The organism is Streptomyces sp. NPDC018964, assembly GCF_044390325.1.
Taxonomy (GTDB): domain Bacteria; phylum Actinomycetota; class Actinomycetes; order Streptomycetales; family Streptomycetaceae; genus Streptomyces.
Window position 1 is genome coordinate 526,583 of record NZ_JBIRYZ010000001.1, and the last position, 23,594, is coordinate 550,176.

Below are 23,594 nucleotides of genomic sequence, written 5' to 3' on the forward strand. Positions count from 1 at the left end.
GTTGTTTCACTTATCTGCGACCATAAGGCGCCTCTCACCCTTGGTCAATACCAATCGGGCGCGATGGCGGGCCCCCGTCGTGACGGGGGCTCCGGCGCGGGGGCTCCTACCGGACCGCGGCGAGCGAACGCAGCTTGTCGGGATTGCGGATGACGTACACCGTCCGGACGCGCCCGCCGGCGACGTCGAGCTGGACGACGGAGTCGGGCTCGTCACCGGACAGGACGAGCGCCGCGGGGCCGCCGTTGAGCTCCAGGAAGCGGAAGGAGAGGTCCGGCACGCCCCTGCGGGCGACGCCGAGGAGGAAGCGCCCCACGTGGTCGGCGCTCTCCAGGACCCGCAGCGGGGCGCGCGACTTGCCTCCGCTGTCGCCGACCAGGCGCGCGTCGGGGGCGAGGAGTTCCAGCAGGCCCTCCAGGTCGCCGTCGGCCGCCGCGGCCAGGAAGCGTTCGGTGAGGTCGCGGCGCTCGGCGGGGTCGACCTCGTAGCGCGGGCGGCGCTCCTCGACGTGCTTGCGGGCGCGGCCGGCGAGTTGGCGTACGGCCGGTTCGCCGCGGTCGAGCACGGCCGCGATGTCGGCGTACGGGTAGCCGAACGCCTCCCGCAGCACGAACACCGCGCGCTCCAGGGGTGACAGGGACTCCATGACGACGAGGACGGCGAGGGAGACGGAGTCGGCGAGGACGGCCCGTTCGGCGGCGTCCGGGACGGTGTCGCCGAAGTCGGTGACGTAGGGCTCGGGAAGCCACGGGCCGACGTACGTCTCGCCGCGCGCCTTGATCTGGCGCAGCCGGTCGATGGCGAGGCGGGTGGTGACGCGCACCAGGTAGCCGCGCGGTTCGCGCACCTCGGCCCGGTCGCCGCCCGACCAGCGCAGCCACGCGTCCTGCACCACGTCCTCCGCGTCGGCCACCCGGCCCAGCATGCGGTAGGCGACCCCCAGGAGGACGGGGCGGTGTTCCTCGAAGGCGTCGGTCGCGGTGTCGGTGGTCACGGCACCATCCCAGCCGACCCGCGCGGTCGTGTCCAGGCGGCACCGGCCGGTGGCCCACGGGACACGCCGACCATGGGGCTACCCGTCGGTAGCAATTGCTGACAAGCTGTCTACATAGACGCCGGGCGGCGTCCGTTCCCACGAGTCCCAGACGAGGAGCACCCCCATGTCCGCGACCGTCTCCTTCGAGGTCCCCTCTCCCCTCGGCCCGCAGCCCGTGACCCTGTCCTACGCGCGCGTGGGCCGCGGCGAACCGCTGCTCCTGCTGCACGGCATCGGCCATCACCGCCAGGCCTGGGACCCGGTGGTGGACATCCTGGCGACCGAGCGCGAGGTGATCGCCGTGGACCTGCCCGGCTTCGGCGCCTCCCCGTCGCTGCCCGAGGGCCTCACCCACGACCTGCCGACCATGAACGCCGCCCTGGGCGCCCTGTGCGAGGAGCTGGAGCTCGGCCGGCCGCACGTCGCGGGCAACTCGCTCGGCGGCCTGCTGGCCCTGGAGCTCGGCCGGGAACGGCTCGTACGGTCCGTCACCGCCCTGTCCCCGGCGGGCTTCTGGACGCAGGCCGAGCGGCGGTACGCCTTCGGCGTGCTGACCGCCATGCGGCGGATCGCGGAGCGGATGCCGCTTCCGCTGGTCGAGCGCCTCGCCCGCTCCGCGGCCGGCCGGGCGGCGCTGACCAGCACCATCTACGCCCGCCCCGGGCGCCGTTCCCCGGAGGCCGTGGTCGCCGAGACGCTCGCGCTCGCCGGGGCCACCGGTTTCACCGAGACCCTCCGCGCGGGCACCGCCGTACGGTTCACCGACGACGTGCCCGGCATACCGGTGACCGTCGCCTGGGGTTCCCGGGACCGGCTGCTGATCCCCCGTCAGGGCGTCCGCGCCAAGCGGATCATCCCCCGGGCCCGGCTGGTCCGGCTGCCCGGCTGCGGCCACGTCCCGATGAACGACGACCCGGCGCTGGTCGCGCGGGTCATCCTCGACGGCAGCCGCTGAGGGCGGACCGCGCGGCGCCGCCCCGTTACCGGAGCGCCCGGTGCGGCCCTGTCATGGCGACACCGCGGACCGGCCCCGAAGGGCCCGCCGCCTCGCGCGGCGCCGCGCGAGGCTGTGCGGCTCGCCCCTGGGACCCGGCTGCCGTCGAGCCGTGCCCCGGCCGGCCGCCGCCCGGCAGGGGGCCGCTCCCCCGCCCGCGCGAGTTGTTCACCCGGTGTTCGCGTGCGGGCCGCGCCGTCCGCGTAGGTGTGGTCGCGCACACTGGCCGGATCCCGTCCCTGGAGGCGCATCCCATGTCACACCGTCCGCTCCCCGGCCGCCGCGCCGTTCTGCGCGGCTCGCTCGCGGCCTCGGCGGCCCTGACCCTGCCCACCGCGCTCGGCACGGCGCCCGCCTTCGCCCTCTCCGGGCGCCCGCGGGCCGAATGGGGCGTGCAGACCGGCGACGTCACCCGCGACTCAGGGCTGGTGTGGGTGCGCTCCGACCGTCCGGCACGGATGATCGTCGAGACGTCGGCGACCGAATCGTTCCGCCGCCCGCGCAGATGGCACGGTCCGCTGCTCGGCGCGGGCACCGACTTCACCGGTACGACCCGGCTGCACGGGCTGCCGTCCGGCGAGCAGATCCACTACCGGGTGCTGCTCGCCGACCCCGACGACCCGCGCCGCACCGGTGAACCGGTCACCGGCACGTTCCGCACGGTCGCCGCCCGGCGCCGGGACGGTGTGCGGTTCCTGTGGTCGGGCGACCTGGCGGGGCAGGGCTGGGGCATCAATCCCGACATCGGCGGCTACCGCATCTTCGACGCGATGGCCCGGCTCGACCCCGACTTCTTCCTGTTCAGCGGCGACACCGTCTACGCCGACGGACCCGTCTCCGCGACCGCCGCCCTGCCGGACGGCGGCGTCTGGCGGAACGTCACCACCGAGGAGAAGGCCAAGGTCGCCGAGACCCTGGCCGAGTTCCGGGGCAACTTCCGCTACAACCTGCTCGACGAGAACCTGCGCCGGTTCAACGCCCAGGTGCCGTCCATCGTGCAGTGGGACGACCACGAGGTGCGCAACAACTGGTACCCGGGCCAGCGGATCGCCGACACGGACGCCCGGTATACGGAGAAGAGCGTCGACGTGCTGGCCGCCCGGGCGCGGCGCGCGTTCAGTGAGTACTTCCCGATGTCCACGCTGCGGCCGGGCGCCCGGGAGGGCCGGGTGTACCGGGTGCTGCGGCAGGGGCCGCTGCTCGACGTGTTCGTGCTGGACATGCGGACGTACCGCAACGCCAACTCCTCCGGTGACCAGACCGTGGACCCGCAGGGCATCCTCGGGCGGGAGCAGCTGGAGTGGCTCAAGCGGGAGCTGTCGCGGTCGCGGGCGGTGTGGAAGGTGATCGCCGCCGACATGCCGATCGGCCTCGTCGTGCCCGACACGACCGAGGGCAGGCAGAACGTCGAGGCGGTGGCCCAGGGCGACCCGGGAGCTCCGCTGGGACGGGAGCTGCAGATCGCGGAGCTGCTGCGGTTCGTCAAGCACCGGCGGATCACCGGCACGGTGTGGCTGACGGCCGACGTGCACCACACCTCGGCGCAGCACTACCAGCCCTCGCGGGCCGCGTTCGACGACTTCGAGCCGTTCTGGGAGTTCGTCTCCGGTCCGCTGAACGCGGGCGCCTTCCCGGCCAGCGCGCTCGACGGCACCTTCGGCCCGGAGCGGGTGTGGGTGAAGGCGCCGAGCGCCTCGAACGTCTCGCCCGCCGGCGGCTACCAGTTCTTCGGCGAGGTCGACATCGACGGCGACAGCGGTGAGTTGACGGTGCGGATGCGGGAGCAGGACGGCACCGTACTGTTCACGAAGACGCTGCGGCCGGGCCTGGTCGGTCAGTGACTTCGGTCGGCGACTCCGGCCAGCAACTCAACAAAACGGACAGAAACGCGCTTTACCCATCAGTCACAGTACGTTCGTGATCACGAAACACGATTCCTTCACAGTGGCTGCATGAGTCGAGACATGTCTGAAGTGACGCACACCCGGCACGGCGGTCCCGTGCACCCCTGGTGGAACCCCGTCGGACTCACCGCGCGGTGCACGGCCGCCTTCCACGCGTGGTGGGCACGGCGCCACGGCCACGCACCGCCGGCGCACGATACCGGCGGTGTCCGGCCGTCCGCCGCCGTGGCCGGGGACAGCGTGCTGTGGCGGATGCGGACGACGGTGAAGGACGAACCCGGCGCGCTGGCCACGCTCTGCACGGCGCTGGCCGAGCGGCGGGTCGACATCCTGAGCCTGCAGACGCACCCGCTGGGCGAGGAGACCGTCGACGAGTTCCTGCTGCGGGCGCCGGAGGGAACGGACCTCGTCGCCGCCGTGTCGCTCGCCGGGGGCGCGGACACCTGGACCGAACGGGCCGACGCCCACGATCTGGTGGACGCCCCGACCCGGGTCCTCGGGCTGGCCGCCCGCACCGCGCAGGACGCGGCCGAACTGCCGCTCGCGCTGCGCCAGCTGCTGGGCCGGTGCACGATCCGCTCTCTGCCGGGCGGCGGTCACCGGGCGACCACGACCGTGCCCGAGGAGGGCTCCCTGGAGGACACCGTGATCCGGCTGCGCGCCCCGGAGGGCGGGGAGATCACCGTGGAACGGCCGTATCTGCCGTTCACGCCCACCGAGTTCGCCCGCGCCCGCGCGCTGGTGGAGCTGGACGCCCGGCTCGGGCCGCGGATCCCGCGCGGCCGTGACGTCCTCACCCTGCCGGAAGGCAGCGCCGTCTCCGTGCGCCGCGCGGACACCGGCGATCTGGCGGCCGCGCGGGCGATGCACGAGCGGTGCTCCACCGAGACCCTGCGCATGCGGTACCACGGGCCGGTCGGTGACGCGGACCGCTATCTGAACCACCTGCTCAGCCCGCGCTTCGGCCGCACGCTCGCCGCGCAGACCGCCTCGGGCCGCATCGTCGGCCTCGGCCATCTGCTGTGGGACGGCGACGAGACCGAGGTCGCGCTGGTCGTGGAGGACGCCTGGCAGCGCCGGGGCATCGGCTCCGAGCTGCTCACCCGGCTGGTGGCGATGGCGGCCGAGGACGGCTGCGCCCAGGTGTACGCCGTGACGCAGGCGTCCAACACCGGCATGGTCGCCGCGATGCGCGGCCTGGGGCTGCCGCTCGACTACCAGATCGAGGAGGGCACCCTGGTCGTCACGGTCCGCCTGGACGCCGTGGCGGACCGCCGCGTCCCCGGGGAGCGGGAGCACGGCGAGCGGATCGGCCGGTCGTAGCCCGTCACGCGCGGGCGCGCGGCACCGGCACCGGCACCGCGCGCGAACACGAGGGCATGGCCACCGCGCGGGCGCGGGACGGCGGGGGCGAGGGGCACGGCGCACCGGCCGGCACACGGCGAGCACGCGGACACGGGGCTCCGGCCTCCGCGCGGCCGCGGGACGACGACCTCACCATGCCGACCGGCGCACGACGAGCGCGCTGACACGGGATCCCGGCCGACGCGCGGGCGTCCGGAAAGCGGCCCGGCGGTGCGACGCGCCGGGCCGTCCCCCGGGTACCCGGCCTCAGACCCGGGCCGGCGCCTCCGCCGGTGCGGGCGTCCCGGCCCGCACCCCCAGGGCCGCGTCCAGATCGGCCCACAGGTCCTCGACGTCCTCCAGGCCGACCGAGAGCCTCAGCAGCCGGTCGCTCACCCCGGCCTCCCTGCGGTCGTCGGCGTCGACGATGCGGTGGCTGATGGAGGCAGGGTGCTGGATGAGGGAGTCCACGCTGCCCAGACTGACGGCCGGGGTGATCAGGCGTACGCCGGTGATCACCTCGTGCGGATCCCCGTGCACCTCGAAGGAGACCATCGCCCCGCCGATGCGCGGGTAGTGCACCCGGGCCACGCGCGGATCGGCGGCGAGCCGGGAGGCGAGTTCGGCGGCGTTCGCGGACGCGGCCCGCACCCGTACCGGCAGGGTCGCCAGGCCGCGCAGCAGCAGATAGCCGGCCAGCGGGTGCAGCACACCGCCCGTGGCGAACCGCACCTGGCGCAGCCGCCCGGCGAACTCCTCGTCGCAGGCCACCACGCCCGCCAGCACGTCTCCGTGCCCGCCGAGGTACTTGGTGGCGCTGTGCAGCACCAGCCGCGCCCCGTGCCCGGCCGGGCGCTGGAGGACCGGCGTGGCGAAGGTGTTGTCGACGAGCAGCGGCACGGAGCCGCAGGCGTGGGCGACGGCCCGCAGGTCGATCTCGGCGAGCGTGGGGTTGGCCGGGGTCTCCACGAGCACCAGGCCGGTGTCGGGGCGCAGCGCGTCGGCGACCCCCGCCGGGTCGGTCCAGGTCACCTCGGAGCCGAGCAGTCCGGCGGTCAGCAGATGGTCGCTGCACCCGTACAGGGGGCGTACGGCGACGACGTGCCGCAGTCCCGTCGAGCCGCGGACCAGCAGGACGGCGCTGAGCGCGGCCATGCCGCTGGCGAACGCGACCGCCGACTCCGTGCCCTCCAGGCGGGCGAGGGCGGTCTCGAAGCGGGCGACGGTCGGGTTGCCGAGCCGCCCGTAGACGGGCGGGCCCTCCGGCTCGGCGCCGGTGGTGGCGAAGGCGTCGATGCGGGCCGCCTCGGCACGGCTGTCGTACGAGGGGTAGGTGGTCGACAGGTCGATCGGCGGGGCGTGCAGTCCCAGTCCGGCGAGGTCGTCGCGGCCTGCGTGCACGGCCTCGGTGGCGAGTGCGCGGGTGGTGCGCCGCGTGTCCATGCCCAAGTCCATGGGCGGAAGGGTGAACACCGAACGGGTCGGGAGAGCGGAAGCCCGTGCTACGTTCGGCCGATGGCCGAATCCGTCGTACTCGATCCGGTGGATCTCCATCTGCTGCGGCTGCTGCAGAACGACGCCCGGACGACGTACCGGGACCTCGCCGCGCGGGTCGGGGTCGCGCCGTCGACCTGTCTGGACCGGGTGACCCGGCTGCGCCGCTGTGGCGTGATCCTCGGGCACCGGCTGGAGCTGGACCCCGCCAAGCTGGGGCGCGGGCTCCAGGCGCTGTTGTCGGTGCAGGTCAGACCGCACCGCCGGGAGCTGGTGGGGCCGTTCGTGGAACGGATCCGGGCGCTGCCGGAGTCGCTGACCGTGTTCCACCTGACCGGCCCCGACGACTATCTGGTGCATGTCGCGGTCGCGGACATGGCGGACCTGCAACGGCTGGTGCTCGACGAGTTCACCGCCCGGCGGGAGGTGGCCCGCGTGGAGACCCGGCTGATCTTCCAGCAGTGGGACTGCGGACCGCTGCTGCCGCCTTCGCCCACAGCTCAAACGGGATGACGTACCGCGGGCCCGGTACGAGGATGGTCCGCATGTCTCAGACCAACAGCGCGCTTCCCCGTCAGGTCGCCGACACCTACGTCGACGAGCTCATCGCCCTCGACCCGGTCACCGGAACGTTCCTCGGAGTGAAGGAGAGTTCCTCCCGTCTGCCCGACCTCTCGCCCGCCGGGCAGGAGGCGCTCGCCGAGCTCCAGCGGGCCACCCTCGCACGGCTCGACGAGGCCGAGCGGCGGCCCGGCGCGGACAGCGGCATCGAGCGCCGCTGCGCCCGGCTGCTGCGCGAGCGGCTCACCGCCGAACTCGCCGTGCACGAGGCCGACGAGGGCCTGCGCGCGGTCGGCAACCTGGGCACGGTCGCGCACTCGGTGCGCGAGGTGTTCACCGTGACGCCGGCGGAGACCGAGGAGGACTGGGCGGCCATCGCCGAGCGGCTGCGCGCGGTGCCGGCCGCGCTGGCGGGCTACCGGGAGTCCCTCGCGCTGGGCCTGGAGCGCAAGCTGTACGCGGCTCCGCGCCCGACAAGGACCTTCGTCGGGCAGCTCACCGAGTGGGCGGACACGGGTGAGGGCCGCGGCTGGTTCGAGGACTTCGCCGCCGCGGGACCGGACGCGCTGCGCGCGGAGCTGGACGAGGGCGCCCGCGCGGCGACCGCGGCCGTCGTGGAGCTGCGGGACTGGATGCGCGACGTGTACGCGCCGGCGATCGAGGGCGCGCCGAACACGGTGGGCCGGGAGCGCTACGCCCGCTGGGCCCGCTACTACAACGGGACCGATCTCGACCTGGACGAGGCGTACGCGTACGGCTGGTCGGAGTACCACCGGCTGCTCGGCGAGATGAGGAAGGAGGCCGAGAAGATCCTGCCGGGGGCCGCCACGCCGTGGGTGGCGCTGGCGCACCTGGACGAGCACGGCCGGCACATCGAGGGCGTCGACGAGGTCCGCGCGTGGCTGCAGGGCGTGATGGACCGGGCGATCGACTCCCTGGACGGCACGCACTTCGACCTCGCGGAGCGGGTGCGGAGGGTGGAGTCGCGGATCGCCCCGGCGGGGAGCGCGGCGGCGCCGTACTACACGCCGCCGTCGGAGGACTTCTCCCGGCCCGGCTGCACCTGGCTGCCCACGATGGGCCTGACCCGCTTCCCGGTCTACGACCTGGTCTCCACCTGGTACCACGAGGGCGTCCCCGGCCATCACCTGCAGCTCGCGCAGTGGGTGCACGTGTCCGAGAACCTCTCCCGCTACCAGGCCTCCGTGGGCATGGTCAGCGCCAACGCCGAGGGCTGGGCGCTGTACGCGGAGCGGCTGATGGACGAGCTCGGTTTCCTCGCGGACGCGGAGGAGCGGCTGGGCTACCTGGACGCGCAGATGATGCGGGCGGCCCGGGTCATCGTCGACATCGGCATGCACCTGGAGCTCGAGATCCCGGCGGACTCGCCGTTCCACCCGGGTGAGCGCTGGACGCCGGAGCTGGCCGAGGAGTTCTTCGGGGCGCACAGCAGCCGCCCGGCGGACTTCGTGGAGAGCGAGCTGACCCGCTATCTGACGATCCCGGGCCAGGCGATCGGCTACAAGCTGGGTGAGCGGGCGTGGCTGCTGGGCCGGGAGAAGGCCCGCGAGCGGCACGGCGACGCCTTCGACCTCAAGGCGTGGCACATGGCCGCGCTGTCCCAGGGCTCGCTGGGCCTGGACGACCTGGTGGACGAGCTGTCGGCGCTGTGAGCCGGTCCGGCGCCGTCAGCGCCGGAAGCCGCCCTCGGAGTCGATGACCTGACCGGTGATCCAGTCCGCCTCGTCCGTGGCCAGCCACGCGATGAGGCGGGCGGGGTCGTCGGGCATGCCCCAGCGGCCGGCGGGGAAGAGGGCGGCGACGGCGTCGTAGGCGTCGCCGGTCAGGTAGTCCGTGTCCACGGGGCCGGGGTTGACGGTGTTCACGGTGACCGCGTGCCCGGCCAGGGTGGTGGCCAGGGAGCGGGTGATGGAGGCGAGGGCGCCCTTCTGGAGGGCGTAGGCGATCTCGCCGGGCATGCCGCCCGCGATGTCCTGCCCGGAGGTCATCATCACCACGCGCCCGCCCGGGGTGCGCGGGGGCAGGGCCGCTCGGTGCCGGGCGTGGGCCTGGACGAGCAGCAGCACCGAGCGGGTGTCGACGGCCCAGTGCGCGTCGAGCATGGCGGCGTCGATCGTGTCGAGGTCGCCGTCGGAGCCGCTGAGGGCGTGGTTGGCGACGAGGACGTCGAGCCGTCCGCCGAGCGCCTCGGTCGCGCGGGCGTGCAGTTCGGCGGGGGCCGCGGGGTCGGTGAGGTCGCCGGGACCGGCGAGCACGGTCGCACCGGGGTCGCCGAGGGCCTCGCGCACGGAGGCGGTCACGTCCTCGGGCCGGTCGGCGCCCCAGGGCATGGCGGCGTCGTGCGGCACGTGGTGGTGCAGGTAGACGCTCGCCCCGTAGGCGGCGAGACGCCGGGCCACGGCATGGCCGATGCCGCCGCGCCGGCTGGCCCCGGTGACCAGCGCGGTCCGGCCCCGCAGGGGCAGGGGGTCGCGGCGGAGTGCTTCGGGCGCGGGGTGCGGGAGCTTGGGCATGATCACCCATGATGCGGGGCCGGACGGGCCGGCGCACGCGAATATCGGCCGGACGATCCGCCCGCTCGGCGATACGACCACCGCACTCCCGGCCGAACCGTACGCCATGACCGCCCCCACGAGCACGCACGGACCGGGGACGGCAGGGCCGTCTCCGGCACCGCGACGAGCGGCCCACCGCCCGACTCCACCCACTCGGCCGTGCCCGGCTCCGCGTGTCGTACCACGCGCGGAACCTACCGGGCCGGCTCCCTTGCCGGGAGCGGGGGTTCAGCATCCGCAGTCGTCGGCGCCCACAGGCGCCGTCAGCGGGTCGGGAGCGCGGCGCTCCCGGCCCCGCCGGGTCTCGAACTCGAAGCCCTCACGCACCCAGTACTCGAATCCGCCGAGCATCTCCTTGACGCGGTAGCCGAGTTCGGCGAGGGCGAGCGCGGCGCGGGCGGCGCCGTCGCAGCCGGGGCCCCAGCAGTACGTCACGACCGGGACCGACGGGTCGAGGAGCTCCGCGGCCCGCTCGGGGACGAGCGCGGTGGGCAGGTGCACCGCGCCGGGGACATGGCCCTGGTCCCAGGCCTCGGTGGAGCGGGAGTCCACCAGGACGAACCCGGGGTCCCCGCCGGCCGCGAACGCGGCGGCCACGTCGGAGACGTCGGTGTGGAAGGCGAGGCTCGCGCGGAAGTGGGCGGCGGCCTCCGCCGGGGAGGCAGGGGCGACGCGCAGGACGGAGTTCACGGTGGTGGTGGTCATGGGAGAGAAACTACGGCCGCGGAAGCCGGTCCTGAAGCGGAGAACCCCGGCCTTCACCTTGATCCGCCGGGGATTTCCCTGCTACTTCTCCTCCATGACCGCGTATTCCCCGGACGCCACCGACTGGCGCATCCTCGACGTCCTCCAGCGGGAGGGACGGGCCAGTTTCGCCGAACTGGCCCGTGCCGTCTCGATGTCCGCGAGCGCGGTCACCGAGCGGGTGCGCCGCATGGAGGAGGCCGGAATCATCCAGGGCTACGCGGCGGTGGTGGACCCGGAGCGGATCGGGCTGCCGATCCTGGCCTTCGTACGGCTGCGGTACCCGACCGGGAACTACAAGCCGTTCCACGACCTCGTCGCCGTGACGCCCGAGGTCCTGGAGGCGCACCACGTGACGGGCGAGGACTGCTTCGTCATCAAGGTCGCCGCCCGTTCGATGCGGCACCTGGAGGAGGTGGCGGGCCGGATCGGCACGCTCGGCTCGGTGACCACCAGCGTCGTCTACTCCTCGCCGCTGCCGCGCCGCCCGCTGGGGCGCTGAGCCGCGGCCCTCAGCGGGTGCCGTGCCGGCGCAGCTCCGAGCCCGAGCGTCCCTTCATGACCTCCAGCCGGGCGTGTATCCGGCGCCGCAGATCGCCGACATGGCTGACGATGCCCACGCTGCGGTCGCGTTCGCGCAGGGAGTCCAGGACGTCCAGGACCTCGTCGAGAGTCTGGTCGTCGAGGCTGCCGAAGCCCTCGTCGATGAAGAGGGTGTCCAGCCGGACTCCGCCCGCCTCGTCGGTGACGACGTCCGCGAGGCCGAGCGCGAGGGCGAGGGAGGCGAAGAAGGTCTCGCCGCCCGAGAGGGTCGCGGTGTCGCGCTCCCGTCCGGTCCAGGCGTCGACGACGTGCAATCCGAGTCCGCTGCGGCCGCGGCCGGTGCGGTCGTCGGAGTGGACGAGGGTGTACCGGCCGGACGACATGCGGTGCAGCCGTACGGTCGCGGCGGCGGCGACCTGTTCCAGGCGGGCGGCGAGGACGTACGACTCCAGGCGCATCTTCCGTTCGTTGTCCGCCGAGGTGCCCGCGGTGAGTCCGGCCATGCGGGCCACCCGCTCGTACTCCTCGCGCAGGGGGCCCAGCCGGCGCACCGAGTCGGCGGCCCGCGCGGAGATCCGGTCGAGTTCGGCGCAGCGTCGTTCGGCGGCGTCCCGCGCGGAGGCCGCCTCGCGCACCCTGCGGCCTGCGTCCTCGGCGGCCCGCTGCGCGGAGCCGAGGTCGGCGGGCGGCTGCTGTGCGGCGGCCGCGGTCTCCGGTTCGGCCAGGACGGCCCGTACGGCGGCCTCCTCGTGCTGCCAGGCGTCCAGGCTCTGCTGGAGTTCGCGGTGTGCGGTGTCGTCGAGGAGGGCTTCGGCGGCGGCCCGCGGGGTGTCGAAGCCCGCGCGGAAGGCGGCGTCGGCGAGCCGGGCGTCGGCCTCCTTGAGCCGCTGGGCCGCGTCCTCGGCGGCGCGGGCGGCGTCGGCGGCGTCCGTGAGCAGTGCGACGCTCCGCTCCAGCTGCGCGGCGCGCGCGGCCACGCTGGTGGCGTCCCCCCGCGCCTGCGCCAACTCCTCGGTCAGCGCCGCGTGTTCCCGGTCCAGCCGCTCGCGGTGGCCCACCCGGGAGGCGGCCCGGACGGCCGCCTCGCGCTGGGCGGTGATCCGCAGCTCGTGCTCCCGCTCGGCGCGGCGCAGCCGCTCCTGCTCGGCGTGCAGTACGGAGGCGGCGTCCCGCGCCCGCGCGTACTGCCGTTCCAGCTCGTCCACCGCGCGGGAGAGCTGTTCGGTGGCGCCGTCCCCGGCTTCGGCGCTCGCGGCGGCCAGCGCCTCCCGCAGGTCGCCGAGCCGCTGCTCGGCCTGCGTGCGCCGGTCCTCGGCGCGCTGGTGGTCGGTGAGGGCGTGTTCCTCCGTCGCGCGGTCGACGTGCCCGGCGACCTTGCGGGCGGGGGCGGGGTGTTCGGTGGCGCCGCAGACCGCGCAGGGTTCGCCGGCGGTGAGGCCGTCGGCCAGTTCGGCGGCGATGCCGTTCAGGCGCTGTTCCTTGAGGTCGAGCCAGTGCTGCTTCGCCGCGAGCGCCCGCTCCCGGGCGGCACGGGCCTGCTCCTCGGCCGCTTCCGTCTCCCCGGCCAGCCGGTCGCGCAGCCGCGCGGCGTTCAGCCGCTGCCGCGCGGGGTCGCGCCGCACGTCGAGTTCACGGGCCGTGGTCGCGGCCTGCCGAGCGGACTCGATACCGGCCTGCAGACCCGCGCGGGTCTCCTCCCAGTCCGCGAGCCAGGCCTCCGCGTCCTCCCGTGCCTCGTCGTCGGCGCGTTCCTGGCGGTCCAGGTCGGCGCGCTCGCCGAGGAGTTCCGTCAGTCGCCGCTCGGCGCGGCGGGCCGACTCCAGCCCGCCCAGTTCCTCGGCGGCCCGGCGGGCGGCGGCCGCGAGCCCGGCCGCCCCCGCGTCCGCGAGGGGCGCCGGGAGCAGGGCACGGGCGCGCAGTTCGGCCCCGGCCGCCCGTCCGTGTTCGGCCTCCGCGGAGTCCCGCAGGTCCAGGGCCGGGGCGACGGTCTCGGCCTTGCGGGCCCGCTCCAGGCGGGCCCGCGCCTCGTGGTGGGCGCCGGACCGCTCCTGGAGCCGGGCCGCCCGCTCCCGTGCCTCGGCGAAGCGCCGTTGCAGCCGGTCCCGTTCGCGTACGGCGTCCAGGACGCGGTCGGCGTCGGCGAGGGCGGACTCGGCGGTGGCGAGGCGGCAGCGGGCGGCGGTGAGCTGTTCCCGCGCGGTGCTGCGGGCGACGGCGGCGGCGGACAGCACGGCCTCGGCCAGTCCCGGTTCACCGGGCGTGAGCTCGGGCAGTTCCATGGAGCCGCCCGCGGCCTGCTGCATCCGGTGCGCGTCGGCGAGCAGCTCGGCGTCGCCCTCGCGCACCCGGGACTCGGCGGCCCGCCGGCGTTCGGCGAGGCGCTTCTCCACGTCGGCGAAGCGGCGGGTGTCGAAGAGGCGGCCCAGCAGCCTGCCGCGGGCCTCGGCGTCGGCGCGCAGGAAGCGCGCGAAGTCGCCTTGGGGCAGCAGCACGACCTGGCAGAACTGCTCCCGGCTCATGCCGAGGAGCTGGGTGATCTCCTCGCCGATCTCCTGGTGCGAGCGGCTGAGGTCCTTCCAGGTGCCCGAGGCGGCGTCGCGTTCGCGCAGCCAGGTCTGGGCCTTGTCCACCGTGGTGCCCGCGCGGCGGCCCTTCTTGGGACGCTCCCAGGGCGGCTGCCGGGTGATCTCCAGCCGGCGTCCCGCGACGGTGAGTTCGAGGGTGACCTCGGTGCGGACGCCCGGGGCGGCGTGGTCGCTGCGCAGGGTCATGCCCTGGCCGCTCTGCCGGGCGCCGGGGACGGAGCCGTACAGCGCGTAGCAGACGGCGTCCAGGACGGAGGTCTTGCCGGCGCCGGTGGGGCCGTGCAGCAGGAAGAGCCCCGCGGCGGACAGCTCCCCGAAGTCGACGCTCTGGGTGCTCCCGAAGGGCCCGAAGGCGGTGATGTCCAGCCGGTGCAGCCTCATCGCGCCACCTCCCGCACCGCGTCGTCCGCGCGGACCGCGTCGAAGGCTTCCCGCAGGACGGCCCGTTCGTGCGCGTCGGGTCCCGCGCCGCGCACGTGGGCGACGAAGTCCTCGGCGATCTGCTGGTCGTCGCGGCCGGCGAGGCGGCGGGCGTAGGAGACCGCGGGGTCGTCCGCCGCCCGGTCCGGGTCGAAGACCAGGCTGAGGGTGTGCGGGAAGCGCTCGGTGAGCCGGGCCATGGGGTCGGCCGGGCGGACCGGGTCGGTGAGGGTCGCCTCGACCCACGCCTCCGTGTGCGGTGCCAGCGCGGGGTCGGCGAGCAGTTCCCCGAGGGTGCCGCGGATCCGGGCCAGCGGGCGCGGCACCGGGCAGTCCACGCGCTCGGCGGTGACCGCCCCGTCGGCGGCCAGGTCGACGAGCCACATGCTCTTGCGGTGGCCGGCCTCGGAGAAGGAGTACGGCAGCGGGGAGCCGGAGTAGCGCACCCGGTCGGTGAGGGTCTGGCAGCCGTGCAGGTGCCCCAGCGCCACGTAGTCGACGCCGTCGAACACCCCGGCGGGCACGGCGGCCACCCCGCCGACGGTGATGTCCCGTTCACTGTCACTGGGTTGGCCGCCGGTGACGAAGGCGTGCGCGAGGACGACCGAGCGGGTGCCGGCCGGGCGGGCGGCGAGGTCCGCGCGGACGCGGTCCATGGCGGCGGCGAGCACCGCCTCGTGGCCGGCCTTCTCCACCGCGAACTCGTCCTTCACCAGGGCGGGTTCGAGGTACGGCAGCCCGTAGAAGGCGACGTCCCCGTGCCCGTCGGACAGCACCACGGGCGTGCCGCACGCGGACGGTTCGGTCCGCAGGTGGATGCCGGCGCGCCCCATGAGCCCGGCGCCGACGCCGAGGCGGCGGGCCGAGTCGTGGTTGCCGGAGATCATCACCGTCGGCACGCCGAGGTCGGCGAGACGGTGCAGGGCGTCGTCGAACAGCTCGACCGCGGCGAGCGGCGGCACCGCACGGTCGTACACGTCTCCCGACACGACCACCGCGTCCACCTCGCGCTCACGCACGGTGGCGACGAGGTGGCCGATGAACTCTGCCTGGGCCCCGAGCATGCCGACCCGGTGGAAGGACCGGCCGAGGTGCCAGTCGGAAGTGTGCAGCAGTCTCATGATCCCCGCAGCGTAGCGGCCGGGTCCGACAGTGCGGGCGGTTACTCCCGTATCGCCCGTCATGAGAGATCTCACGAACGCCCTTCGTGCCGGACCCGTCGCCGGTTGCCGCCCTGCCGGAGGCCTTCCTTCCAGGGCGGGGCGGGCCATGTGAGCGGGGACACACGACGGGGACCGGATCGGCTTCCGCAACGGGACGTTCCGGGGTGAGGCGCTCGGGAAGAAGGCGGAGCGCCGTCACCACCACGGCCCCGTGCCGCACATGGAGGACGCACTTCCGCCGGTCGCCGCCGAGTTCACCGGCCTCGTCCCCGCCGCGCCGACGGTCGTACGGCGCGGCGGGGCCCGGAGCACGCCTGTCGGTACGTCAGGGCGGAGCCGGGCGGCGGGCCGGTCCGCCGGTCGATCCGCCTCCCCCCGGTCGCCCGGGACGGGGCAGGCGGTGCCGCTCGGCCCGGACCTCGTGGGCTTCCCCTGCGCGCGCCACGGCCGGTTCAGCGTCGGCGACGTGCGGGAGCCGGGGCCAGCCGGCTGTCCGGCCCGTGCCGGGGAGGCCCCGTGGGTCTCCGAAGCCCTGGCGGGGCCGGCGCCCGTCACGCCGTATGCGACCCGTTCGCCCGCGGCCGTGGCGGGCGGGCCGCCGGCAAGTCCTTCGGGACGGGCCGGCCGGAGGCGACCGGGACCCTTCGTTCCGGGCGCCGCTGCCCCGTTCCGCCTCCCGCCGTACGGGGGTCCGCCCGGTGAGTCCCCTCAGGCGTCCCCGTACGCCTCCCCGCCCAGCTCGAACCCCGCCGACCCGGCGGTGACGTCGGCGAGCCAGGCGCGGAAGGTGTCCACGTCGGCGTCCGGGAGGCCGATCTCGATGGTGACCTGCTCGGCGTAGCGCACGTCGCGGACCTCGCGGCCGGTGGAGCGCAGGTCGTTCTGGACCTTGCCGGCACGCTGGTGGTCGACGGTGACCGTAGCCAGGCGGAAGCGGCGGCGGGTGAGCGTGCCGAGGTCGTCGATGGCCTCTCCGACCGATCCGCCGTACGCGCGGATCAGGCCGCCGGCGCCGAGCTTGACGCCGCCGTAGTAGCGGGTGACGACGGCGACGACGTACCGCATGTCGCGGCGGAGCAGCATCTGGAGCATGGGGACGCCGGCGGTGCCGCCGGGCTCCCCGTCGTCGCTGGCCTTCTGGATGGAGGCGTCGGCGCCGATGACGTACGCCCAGCAGTTGTGGGTGGCGTCGGCGTGCTCCTTGCGGACGGCCGCGATGAAGTCCTGCGCCTCCTGCTCGGTGGCCGCCGGGGCGAGGGCGCACAGGAAGCGGGAGCGGTTGATCTCGGTCTCGTGCACGCCCGCGCGGGCGACGGTGCGGTACTCGTCCTGCATCCGGCCAGCCTATGCGTCCCGCGCGGGCTACCGGCGCCCGCCCCGGGGCACCGTCACCGACGTCAGCAGGGCGGCACCGGGGGCGAGGTCCCGCCAGGCGGCGCCGCGCCAGGACAGGACGGCGATCGCGGAGGTGGGGAACTTGGCGCGGACGCGGTCCAGGGTGTCGTCCAGGCCGTCGCCGGCCAGGGTCAGGACGAGGTCCTCGAGGCCCGGGTTGTGTCCGACCAGCAGCAGCGTCTCCACCTCGGCCGGTGTCTCGCGCACCACGTCCAGCAGCTCGGGCACGCCGGCGTGGTACAGGCGGGGGTCGTGGCGGACCGGTGGGGGTGTGCCCCACTGCGCGGCGGCCAGCTCCCAGGTGCGGCGGGCCCGCACGGCGGTGGAGCACAGCGCGAGGCCCGGCAGGCAGTCGGCCTCGGCGAGCGCGCGTCCGGCGGCGGGGGCGTCCCGGAGGCCGCGCGGGGCGAGGGGGCGCTCGTGGTCGGTGACGCCCTGCGGCCGGGCGGACTTGGCGTGACGCAGGACGGCCAGGCGGCGCAGCGGTCCCGGCGCGGCGCGCTCGATCACGCCGGGGATCCCAGGTCGCGGGTGAGGTCGAGGCCGAGCAGCCGGTCGGCGTAGGCGTACGTCTCGAAGCGGGCGCCGTCCGCCAGGTCGGGGTCCGTCTCCACCGCGCGGAGGACGCCCAGCACTCCGGCCGTGTCGAGATCGTCCTCCCACGCGGTGCGCAGACCGGCGCGCACCGCGTCGGGGACCGGCTTCGAAGGCCGGCGCGCCCAGTCGGCGACCGCGCGGCGCCAGCGGTCGAGGGTTCCGGCGGCGGCGCCCAGGGCGGCCGGGCCGACCGTCACGGGCTCGCTCCTGGGGCGGGCGAGCAGGGCCAGCCGCAGGGCGGCGGGGTCGGCGCCGTCCGCCGGGCCGGGTGCCTCCCCGTGCACGGGGGCCACGGCGACGCGCACTCCGTCGGGTGTCGCGCCGCCCTCGCTCACCACGTGCAGCACCTGGGCCTCGCCCAGGCCGGTGCCGGCGTCCCCGCCGTCCTCGAAGGGCCGGACCCCGAGGGCCGCGCCCGCCGCGCGCAGTTCCGCCTGCCACCGGTCGCCGGAGAGCAGCGCCCAGACCGGCGTGCCGCCGAGTTCCAGGGCCCGTACGAGCAGGTCGGCGACGAGCAGCACACGCAGGTCCGTCGGGCCGGCCCCCTGTGTGTGGGCCTCGACCCGGGTCAGGCCCCGCCGGGCGGGGGCGGCGTCCACGGGTTCGCCCGTTCGGGCGTCGGTGATGCGCAGCACGAGGCGAGCGTAGGCGCGTGAGCGGGCGTACGCAGGTATCCGGGCCGCTTTTCGGGTCGCCGTGTGCGGTTCCCGGCACCGGACGGCCCGGTGACCGGTACAGTCCACCGGCCCCGGGGAGAACGAGTGGTGCCGGGAATCACCGTGCGCCCCGGTTCGTTGTGCGCGACGACAGCTCTTCCACGACTCCCTGGAGGCCGACGGTGCACGGCGACGAGGCGACGGTCCGCAAGATCCTCACCGGACTCGGTGACACCTGGGCCGTGGTGGGCCTGTCGTCCAACCCGCGGCGCGCGGCGTTCGGCGTGGCCCGGGTGCTCCAGCGGTTCGGCAAGCGCGTGGTGCCGGTGCACCCGAAGGCCGAGACGGTGCACGGCGAGCAGGGCTACGCCTCCCTCGCCGACATCCCCTTCGAGGTGGACGTCGTGGACGTGTTCGTCAACAGTGACCTGGCCGGGGCCGTCGCGGACGAGGCGGTGGCCAAGGGCGCGGGGGCGGTGTGGTTCCAGCTCGGCGTCATCGACGAGGCGGCCTACGAGCGGACCCGCGCGGCGGGCCTGGAGATGGTGATGGACCGCTGCCCGGCGATCGAGATACCCCGGCTCGGCTAGGGCCCGTCACGGCGGGGGCCGCCATAATGGCGCGATGAGCCAGAGCTCCTCCCGCCTCAGCTCTCCTTCTCCGCCGCGTCTTCCGGTCGTCGTCGTGGGCGCCGGGCCCGCCGGGCTCACCGTGGGCAACATCCTGCGGGCGGCCGGTGTGGCGTGCCTGGTCCTGGAGACCGGCACCCGGGAGTTCATCGAGCGGCGGCCGCGGGCCGGGGTGATCGAGGAGTGGGCGGTACACGGTCTGGAGCGGCGGGGTCTCGCGCGGAACCTGCTGGAGCGGGCCGGGCTGCACACCGCGTGCGAGTTCCGCTTCGGCGGGGAGCGGTACCGCTTCTCGTACCAGGAGTTGACGGGCGGTCACCACTGGGTGTATCCGCAGCCGTTGCTGGTGACCGACCTGGTGCGGGAGTACGCGGACGCGCGGGGCGGGGACATCCGGTTCGGTGTGCGCGACGTGCGGCTGCACGACCTGGACGGCGACCGTCCGTCGGTGTCGTACGTCCGCCCGGAGACCGGCCTGCGGGAGGTCGTCGCCTGCGACTTCGTCGCGGGCTGCGACGGGGCCCGCGGGGTGACCAGGGCCTTTCTCGCTCCGGGGCGGGCCCGGGTGGCGCGGCACGATTACGGCATCGGCTGGCTGGCCCTGCTCGCCGAGGCGCCGCCGTCCGCCGACTGCGTCCTGTTCGGCTGCCATCCGGACGGCTTCGCCGGTCAGATGCCCCGCAGCCCCGAGGTGACCCGCTACTACCTGCAGTGCCCGCCCGGCGACGACCCGGACAACTGGCCTCACGAGCGTGTCTGGACCCAGCTGCGGCGCCGGCTCGGGGCGACCGGAGCGGCCCCGCCGGCCGAGGGACGGCTCATCGAGAAGCGCGTGCTGGACGTGCACGACTACGTCACCGAGCCGATGGCGTCCGGCCGGCTCTTCCTGGCCGGGGACGCGGCACACCTGGTCGCGCCGATCGCCGCCAAGGGCCTGAACCTCGCCCTGCACGACGCGTTCCTGCTGGGCGACGCGCTGGTCGCCCGTCTCACCGAGGGCGACGACAGCGGGCTGGCCGGCTACTCCGCGGCCTGTCTGCGGCGCGTGTGGGACTACCAGGAGTTCTCGCAGTGGCTGTCCGAGCTGTACCACGGTGCCGCGGCGGGGGATCCGTTCCGCGCGGGCACCACGCTCGCGCGGCTGCGCCGCCTGTTCTCCTCCCCCGCCGCCGCTGCCGCCTTCGCGGAGCAGTACCTCGGCACGGCGGCCCGGTACTGAGGCCGCGGCCCCGTCAGTCGTGCGGCGGCCGGCCGTCGATCCGGTCGGTGGTCGGCCACGTTCAGCGCCTCGTCCACCAGCCGCCGCAGATGGCCGTCGCGCAGGGAGTGGATCACCCGGCGGCCCTTCTCGCGGGTGTCCACAAGGCCCGCGAGCCGCAGGCGTGCCAGGTGCCGGTTGACCGCGGGCCGGGCCGCGCCGCAGGCCTCGGTGAGCGTGGTGACATCGGCCTCGCCTCCGGTCAGGGCGTGCAGCAGGGCCGGCCGGGTGCGGTCGCCGAGCAGGGCGAGCAGCTCCGCCGCGAGCGCGTGGTGCTCCTCTCCGGGTGCGCGCGGATGACAGGTGCATGCGTGCGCTCACACGCACACAATGGCGGGGTGGGCGCCGCCGCGTCCGCCCCGCGCACCGGAAGGGGACGACCGTGAGCGACCGCCACCACGGCCACGAGCACCGTCTCGCCCGTCTCCTCACCCCGCACTCCCATGGAACGGCCGACAAGCTCGACTCCGCGCTGGAGTCCTCGGTCCGGGGCATGCGCGCGCTGTGGGTCTCGCTGGCGGTGCTGGGCGTGACGGCGCTGGCGCAGGCGGTCGTGGTGGCCGCGTCGGGCTCGGTGGCGCTGCTCGGCGACACGGTGCACAACGCCGCGGACGCGCTGACCGCCGTGCCGCTGGGCATCGCCTTCGTCCTGGGTCGGCGCGCCGCCACCCGCCGCTTCACCTACGGCTACGGGCGCGCGGAGGACCTGGCGGGCATCGCGATCGTGCTGACGATCGCCGCGTCCGCGGCCTTCGCCGGCTGGACGGCGCTCGGCCGGCTGCTGGACCCGCGGCCGGTCGAGCACGTCCCGGCGGTCGCCGTCGCGGCGCTGGCCGGTTTCGCGGGCAACGAGTGGGTGGCCCGGTACCGCGTCCGGGTCGGGAGGTCCATCGGCTCGGCCGCGCTGGTCGCCGACGGACTGCACGCCCGTACGGACGGGTTCACCTCGCTGGCGGTGCTGCTGGGCGCCGGTGGCGCGGCCCTGGGGTGGCGGTACGCGGACCCGGTGGTGGGGCTGGTGATCACGGCGGCGATCGTCCTGGTGCTGCGGGACGCCGCGCGGGAGGTGTTCCGGCGGGTGCTGGACGCCGTCGATCCGGCGCTGGTGGACCGGGCCGAGCGGGCCCTGACCCGTGTGCCGGGTGTGCGCGGGGTGGGTGAGCTGCGGATGCGCTGGATCGGTCACCGGCTGCGCGCCGAGGTGGCGGTCGTGGTGGACGGCGGGGCGACGGTGCGCGAGGCCCATCGTGTCGCCGTCGAGGCCGAGCACGCGCTGCTGCACGCCGTCCCCCGGCTGGCCTCGGCCCTGATCCACGCCGATCCGGAGCCGGTGCCGGGCGAGGCGGACCCGCATCTCGCGCTGGCCCATCACGCGGCGCGCCGGACGCCCTGATCCCGGCGCCGGCGGGAGGCTCCGGCCGCCCTCGCCCCGGCGGCGACCACCGCCCCCGCGCCGGTCCCCCGGGGCGTGACGGCCCGGGGACCGGCCGGGGGCGTGACGGTCCCGCGGCGCCGCCGGGCCGGACCGGGGCCTCAGGCGGCCTGGAGCACCTCGTGCTTCCAGAAGCCCGAGAAGGTGATCCTCTCCTTCGGCAGGCCGGCCCGGTGCAGGTGCCTGCGTCCCTCGGTGGCCAGCGTCGACTCACCGACGACGAAGGCGTATCCAGCCGGGTCGGCGGGGCGGTGGCGCAGGAGTTCACCGAGCGCGGCACTGCCCGGCACGGACGTGTCCCCCTCGCGGAGCACCCAGGTCACGGTCATTCCGGGCGGGGCGTCGAGCTCGCGCCGGTCGCCCGCGGTGGGCACCTCCTGGATGAGCCGGCCCTTCGTCCCGCGCGGCAGGGACCGCATGATGCCCGCGGTGGCGGGCAGTCCCGTCTCGTCGGCCACGACCAGGACCTCCGAGGCGTCCGGCGGACAGTCGAACAGGACCCCCTGGTCGAGGACGGCGAGCGCGTCACCGGGCCGGGCGCCGCAGGCCCAGATCGCCGCCCGGCCCTCGAGTTCGCCCGTCGGCCCGCGGTGCACGACGAAGTCGATGTCCATCTCCGCCGCCTCGGGGCGGAAGTCGGCCACGGTGTAGTTCGCGCAGTGCGGGCGCTCGTCCTCCGGTATGGCCAGGTACGGCTGCCACCAGCGGGATCCGGTGAAGTCCGGCAGCCGCAGGCGTCGTTGATGGGGCAGCTGGAGGAACAGACGGAACCAGTGGTCGTAACCCTGCCATGGGAACTCGGCGAGGTCCGGCCCCGTGACGCACACGCGGTGCAGGGAAGGGGAGACGCGCTCGGTGCGCACGACCTCGGCGCGGAACATCCTGGGGTTCGTCGGCATCAGCCGGGGGATCTTCGACACGAAAGAAGGCTAGCCTAAGCTAACTTCTCTCGAACAGGGGCGGTCCCGTCCCGGCGCCGGTCAGGCCGTTCCCAGCCCTTCCAGTACGACCGCTCCGGGCAGCTCCGCGAACGCCTTGCCCGGCACCAGCAGCTTGCCGCGCCGTCGGCCGCTGCCGACGAGCACGTACGGCAGGTCCACGACGGCCGCGTCCACCAGCACCGGCCAGTCCCCGGGCAGGCCGACCGGCGTGATGCCGCCGTACTCCATGCCGGTCTCCCCCGTGGCCGTGTCCATCGGGGCGAAGGACGCCTTGCGTGCGCCGAGGTGACGCCGTACGACGCCGTTGACGTCGAGCCGGGTGGTGGACAGCACGACGCACGCGGCGAGCGTGGTCCCCCCGCCGCGCTTGCCCGCCACCACCACGCAGTTCGCCGACCGCTCCAGCAGCTCCCGGCCGTAGTGCTCGACGAAGACGGCGGTGTCCGCCCGGCGCGGGTCGGTGTCGACGTAGAGGATCTGGTCCGCGGGGACGCTGCCGCTCCAGGCGCGGACGGCGGCGGCGACCGGCGCGGTCAGCTCGTCGAGGCAGTCGGGGGCGGGGGTGGCGTGGTCGAAGTCTCCGATGGGTGCGCGCATGGCCGCACCGTAACAGGGGCGTCTCAGCGCACGGGAGGCACCGAGACCGTCATGACCATCTCCATCGGGGCATCGCCCTGATTGCCGTACGTGTGCGGCGTGTCGGCCTCGAAGGAGGCGCTGGCACCGGCCGGCACCCGGTGCTCCGTCCCGTCGACGGTGAGGGTCAGTTCCCCGGACGTGACGTGGACGAGTTCGACCGTGCCGGCGGGGTGCGCGTCGGAGTCGCTGCTCTCGCCCGGCATGAGCCGCCAGTCCCACATCTCCAGCGGGCCGGGCGCCTCGGTGCCGGCGAGCAGCCGGCTGTAGCTGCCGCCCTCGGTGTGCCAGAGCCGCACCGCCTGGTCGGCGGGGACGATCCGGACCCTCGGGCCCCGCTCGTAGTCGAGCAGGGTGGGGACGCTGACGCCGAGCGCGTCGCCGATCTTGACGACCGTGCCGATGCTCGGGTTGGTGCGGGCCTGTTCGATCTGGATGAGCATGCCGCGGCTGACGCCGGCCCGCGCGGCGAGCGCGTCCAGCGTGAAACCGCGCTCGGTGCGCCAGCGTCTGACGTTGCGCGCCAGGGACTGGGTCAGCAGGTCGAGGTCCGACACGTTCCGTCCGTTCCGTCCAGCATGTGGGGCGACCGGGGCTCCGTGTCCGGCTGCCACGGGGCGGACCCGGTCGTCCGTCGCACTGTACTGCGACCAGAATCGGCGTCGCCCACGACCGGGTGAGGACGG

The 23,594-nt window shown here is 75.0% G+C and carries 21 protein-coding genes and 1 pseudogene; 9 read left to right on the forward strand and 13 right to left on the reverse strand.

The features are described 5' to 3' along the window. Nucleotides 1-106 precede the first annotated feature (106 nt). A complete protein-coding gene (locus tag ACH5AO_RS02345; RefSeq protein WP_398920901.1) occupies nt 107-994 on the reverse strand; it encodes an RNA polymerase sigma-70 factor in 888 nt (295 codons plus the stop codon). 166 nt (nt 995-1,160) lie between these two features. On the opposite strand from ACH5AO_RS02345, the gene ACH5AO_RS02350 reads away from it, so the two are divergent. From ACH5AO_RS02350 to ACH5AO_RS02360, 3 genes are all read left to right on the forward strand, one after another. Then, on the forward strand, nt 1,161-1,991 hold the full coding sequence (locus tag ACH5AO_RS02350) for an alpha/beta fold hydrolase (protein ID WP_398920903.1): 831 nt from the start codon (nt 1,161-1,163) through the stop codon (nt 1,989-1,991). 293 nt (nt 1,992-2,284) lie between these two features. After that, nucleotides 2,285-3,871, forward strand: a complete 1,587-nt coding sequence (locus ACH5AO_RS02355) for an alkaline phosphatase D family protein (protein ID WP_398920905.1) — start codon at nt 2,285-2,287, stop codon at nt 3,869-3,871. A 123-nt stretch (nt 3,872-3,994) separates the two neighbouring features. Beyond that, nucleotides 3,995-5,257, forward strand: coding sequence for a GNAT family N-acetyltransferase (locus tag ACH5AO_RS02360; protein ID WP_398920907.1), 1,263 nt, complete (start codon nt 3,995-3,997; stop codon nt 5,255-5,257). 288 nt (nt 5,258-5,545) lie between these two features. On the opposite strand, the gene ACH5AO_RS02365 is transcribed toward ACH5AO_RS02360, so the two are convergent. Further along, nucleotides 5,546-6,733: a trans-sulfuration enzyme family protein gene (locus ACH5AO_RS02365; protein WP_398920909.1), complete on the reverse strand. Its 1,188-nt coding sequence runs from the start codon at nt 6,731-6,733 to the stop codon at nt 5,546-5,548. A 60-nt stretch (nt 6,734-6,793) separates the two neighbouring features. Between ACH5AO_RS02365 and ACH5AO_RS02370 the strand changes: the two genes are divergently transcribed. Together ACH5AO_RS02370 and ACH5AO_RS02375 are read left to right on the forward strand one after the other, a co-directional pair. Beyond that, the gene (locus tag ACH5AO_RS02370; protein ID WP_398920911.1) at nt 6,794-7,285 is read left to right on the forward strand and encodes an Lrp/AsnC family transcriptional regulator; all 492 of its coding nucleotides are present in this window, start codon (nt 6,794-6,796) and stop codon (nt 7,283-7,285) included. Between the two features lie 32 nt (nt 7,286-7,317). Then, nucleotides 7,318-9,006 (forward strand): DUF885 domain-containing protein, encoded by a 1,689-nt coding sequence (locus tag ACH5AO_RS02375; protein ID WP_398920913.1) that lies wholly within the window; start codon nt 7,318-7,320, stop codon nt 9,004-9,006. A 15-nt stretch (nt 9,007-9,021) separates the two neighbouring features. Here the strand turns inward: ACH5AO_RS02375 and ACH5AO_RS02380 are convergent, their stop codons facing one another. Then, nucleotides 9,022-9,867, reverse strand: a complete 846-nt coding sequence (locus ACH5AO_RS02380) for an SDR family oxidoreductase (RefSeq protein ID WP_398920915.1) — start codon at nt 9,865-9,867, stop codon at nt 9,022-9,024. 270 nt (nt 9,868-10,137) lie between these two features. Next, nucleotides 10,138-10,614, reverse strand: coding sequence for a rhodanese-like domain-containing protein (locus ACH5AO_RS02385; protein ID WP_398920917.1), 477 nt, complete (start codon nt 10,612-10,614; stop codon nt 10,138-10,140). Between the two features lie 94 nt (nt 10,615-10,708). Here ACH5AO_RS02385 and ACH5AO_RS02390 point away from each other — a divergent pair, with 94 nt between their 5' ends. Next, the gene (locus ACH5AO_RS02390; RefSeq protein ID WP_391792065.1) at nt 10,709-11,155 is read left to right on the forward strand and encodes an Lrp/AsnC family transcriptional regulator; all 447 of its coding nucleotides are present in this window, start codon (nt 10,709-10,711) and stop codon (nt 11,153-11,155) included. 10 nt (nt 11,156-11,165) lie between these two features. On the opposite strand, the gene ACH5AO_RS02395 is transcribed toward ACH5AO_RS02390, so the two are convergent. From ACH5AO_RS02395 to ACH5AO_RS02415, 5 genes are all read right to left on the reverse strand, one after another. Beyond that, nucleotides 11,166-14,162: an AAA family ATPase gene (locus tag ACH5AO_RS02395; protein ID WP_398920919.1), complete on the reverse strand. Its 2,997-nt coding sequence runs from the start codon at nt 14,160-14,162 to the stop codon at nt 11,166-11,168. Then, nucleotides 14,159-15,322: an exonuclease SbcCD subunit D gene (locus tag ACH5AO_RS02400; protein WP_398920921.1), complete on the reverse strand. Its 1,164-nt coding sequence runs from the start codon at nt 15,320-15,322 to the stop codon at nt 14,159-14,161. The genes ACH5AO_RS02395 and ACH5AO_RS02400 overlap by 4 nt, the downstream gene beginning before the upstream one ends. 750 nt (nt 15,323-16,072) lie before the next feature. After that, nucleotides 16,073-16,699, reverse strand: a complete 627-nt coding sequence (locus ACH5AO_RS02405) for a YigZ family protein (RefSeq protein WP_398920923.1) — start codon at nt 16,697-16,699, stop codon at nt 16,073-16,075. Between the two features lie 27 nt (nt 16,700-16,726). Further along, entirely contained in the window at nt 16,727-17,269 is a 543-nt protein-coding gene (locus ACH5AO_RS02410) for a SixA phosphatase family protein (RefSeq protein WP_398920925.1), read from the reverse strand. Continuing rightward, nucleotides 17,266-17,991: a hypothetical protein gene (locus ACH5AO_RS02415; protein ID WP_398920927.1), complete on the reverse strand. Its 726-nt coding sequence runs from the start codon at nt 17,989-17,991 to the stop codon at nt 17,266-17,268. The genes ACH5AO_RS02410 and ACH5AO_RS02415 overlap by 4 nt, the downstream gene beginning before the upstream one ends. A 203-nt stretch (nt 17,992-18,194) precedes the next feature. On the opposite strand from ACH5AO_RS02415, the gene ACH5AO_RS02420 reads away from it, so the two are divergent. Both ACH5AO_RS02420 and ACH5AO_RS02425 read left to right on the forward strand, forming a co-directional pair. After that, nucleotides 18,195-18,602 (forward strand): CoA-binding protein, encoded by a 408-nt coding sequence (locus tag ACH5AO_RS02420; protein ID WP_398920928.1) that lies wholly within the window; start codon nt 18,195-18,197, stop codon nt 18,600-18,602. Between the two features lie 34 nt (nt 18,603-18,636). Beyond that, the gene (locus ACH5AO_RS02425; protein ID WP_398920930.1) at nt 18,637-19,860 is read left to right on the forward strand and encodes a 4-hydroxybenzoate 3-monooxygenase; all 1,224 of its coding nucleotides are present in this window, start codon (nt 18,637-18,639) and stop codon (nt 19,858-19,860) included. Between the two features lie 29 nt (nt 19,861-19,889). Here ACH5AO_RS02425 and ACH5AO_RS02430 read toward each other — a convergent pair. Continuing rightward, nucleotides 19,890-20,198 (reverse strand): annotated as a pseudogene (locus ACH5AO_RS02430) (ArsR/SmtB family transcription factor); the annotation flags it as partial. A gap of 83 nt (nt 20,199-20,281) precedes the next feature. Between ACH5AO_RS02430 and ACH5AO_RS02435 the strand changes: the two are divergent. After that, nucleotides 20,282-21,292 carry a cation diffusion facilitator family transporter gene (locus ACH5AO_RS02435; RefSeq protein WP_398920932.1) on the forward strand — a complete coding sequence of 337 codons (1,011 nt, stop codon included), beginning with the start codon at nt 20,282-20,284 and terminating at the stop codon, nt 21,290-21,292. Between the two features lie 140 nt (nt 21,293-21,432). Here ACH5AO_RS02435 and ACH5AO_RS02440 read toward each other — a convergent pair whose 3' ends face one another. The 3 genes from ACH5AO_RS02440 to ACH5AO_RS02450 are packed head-to-tail and all read right to left on the reverse strand — an operon-like array spanning nt 21,433 to nt 23,465. Then, nucleotides 21,433-22,251 (reverse strand): siderophore-interacting protein, encoded by an 819-nt coding sequence (locus ACH5AO_RS02440; protein ID WP_398920933.1) that lies wholly within the window; start codon nt 22,249-22,251, stop codon nt 21,433-21,435. A gap of 60 nt (nt 22,252-22,311) precedes the next feature. Continuing rightward, entirely contained in the window at nt 22,312-22,869 is a 558-nt protein-coding gene (locus ACH5AO_RS02445; RefSeq protein ID WP_398920935.1) for a YbaK/EbsC family protein, read from the reverse strand. A gap of 23 nt (nt 22,870-22,892) precedes the next feature. Beyond that, nucleotides 22,893-23,465, reverse strand: a complete 573-nt coding sequence (locus ACH5AO_RS02450) for a helix-turn-helix domain-containing protein (RefSeq protein ID WP_398920937.1) — start codon at nt 23,463-23,465, stop codon at nt 22,893-22,895. Between the last annotated feature and the right edge of the window lie 129 nt (nt 23,466-23,594).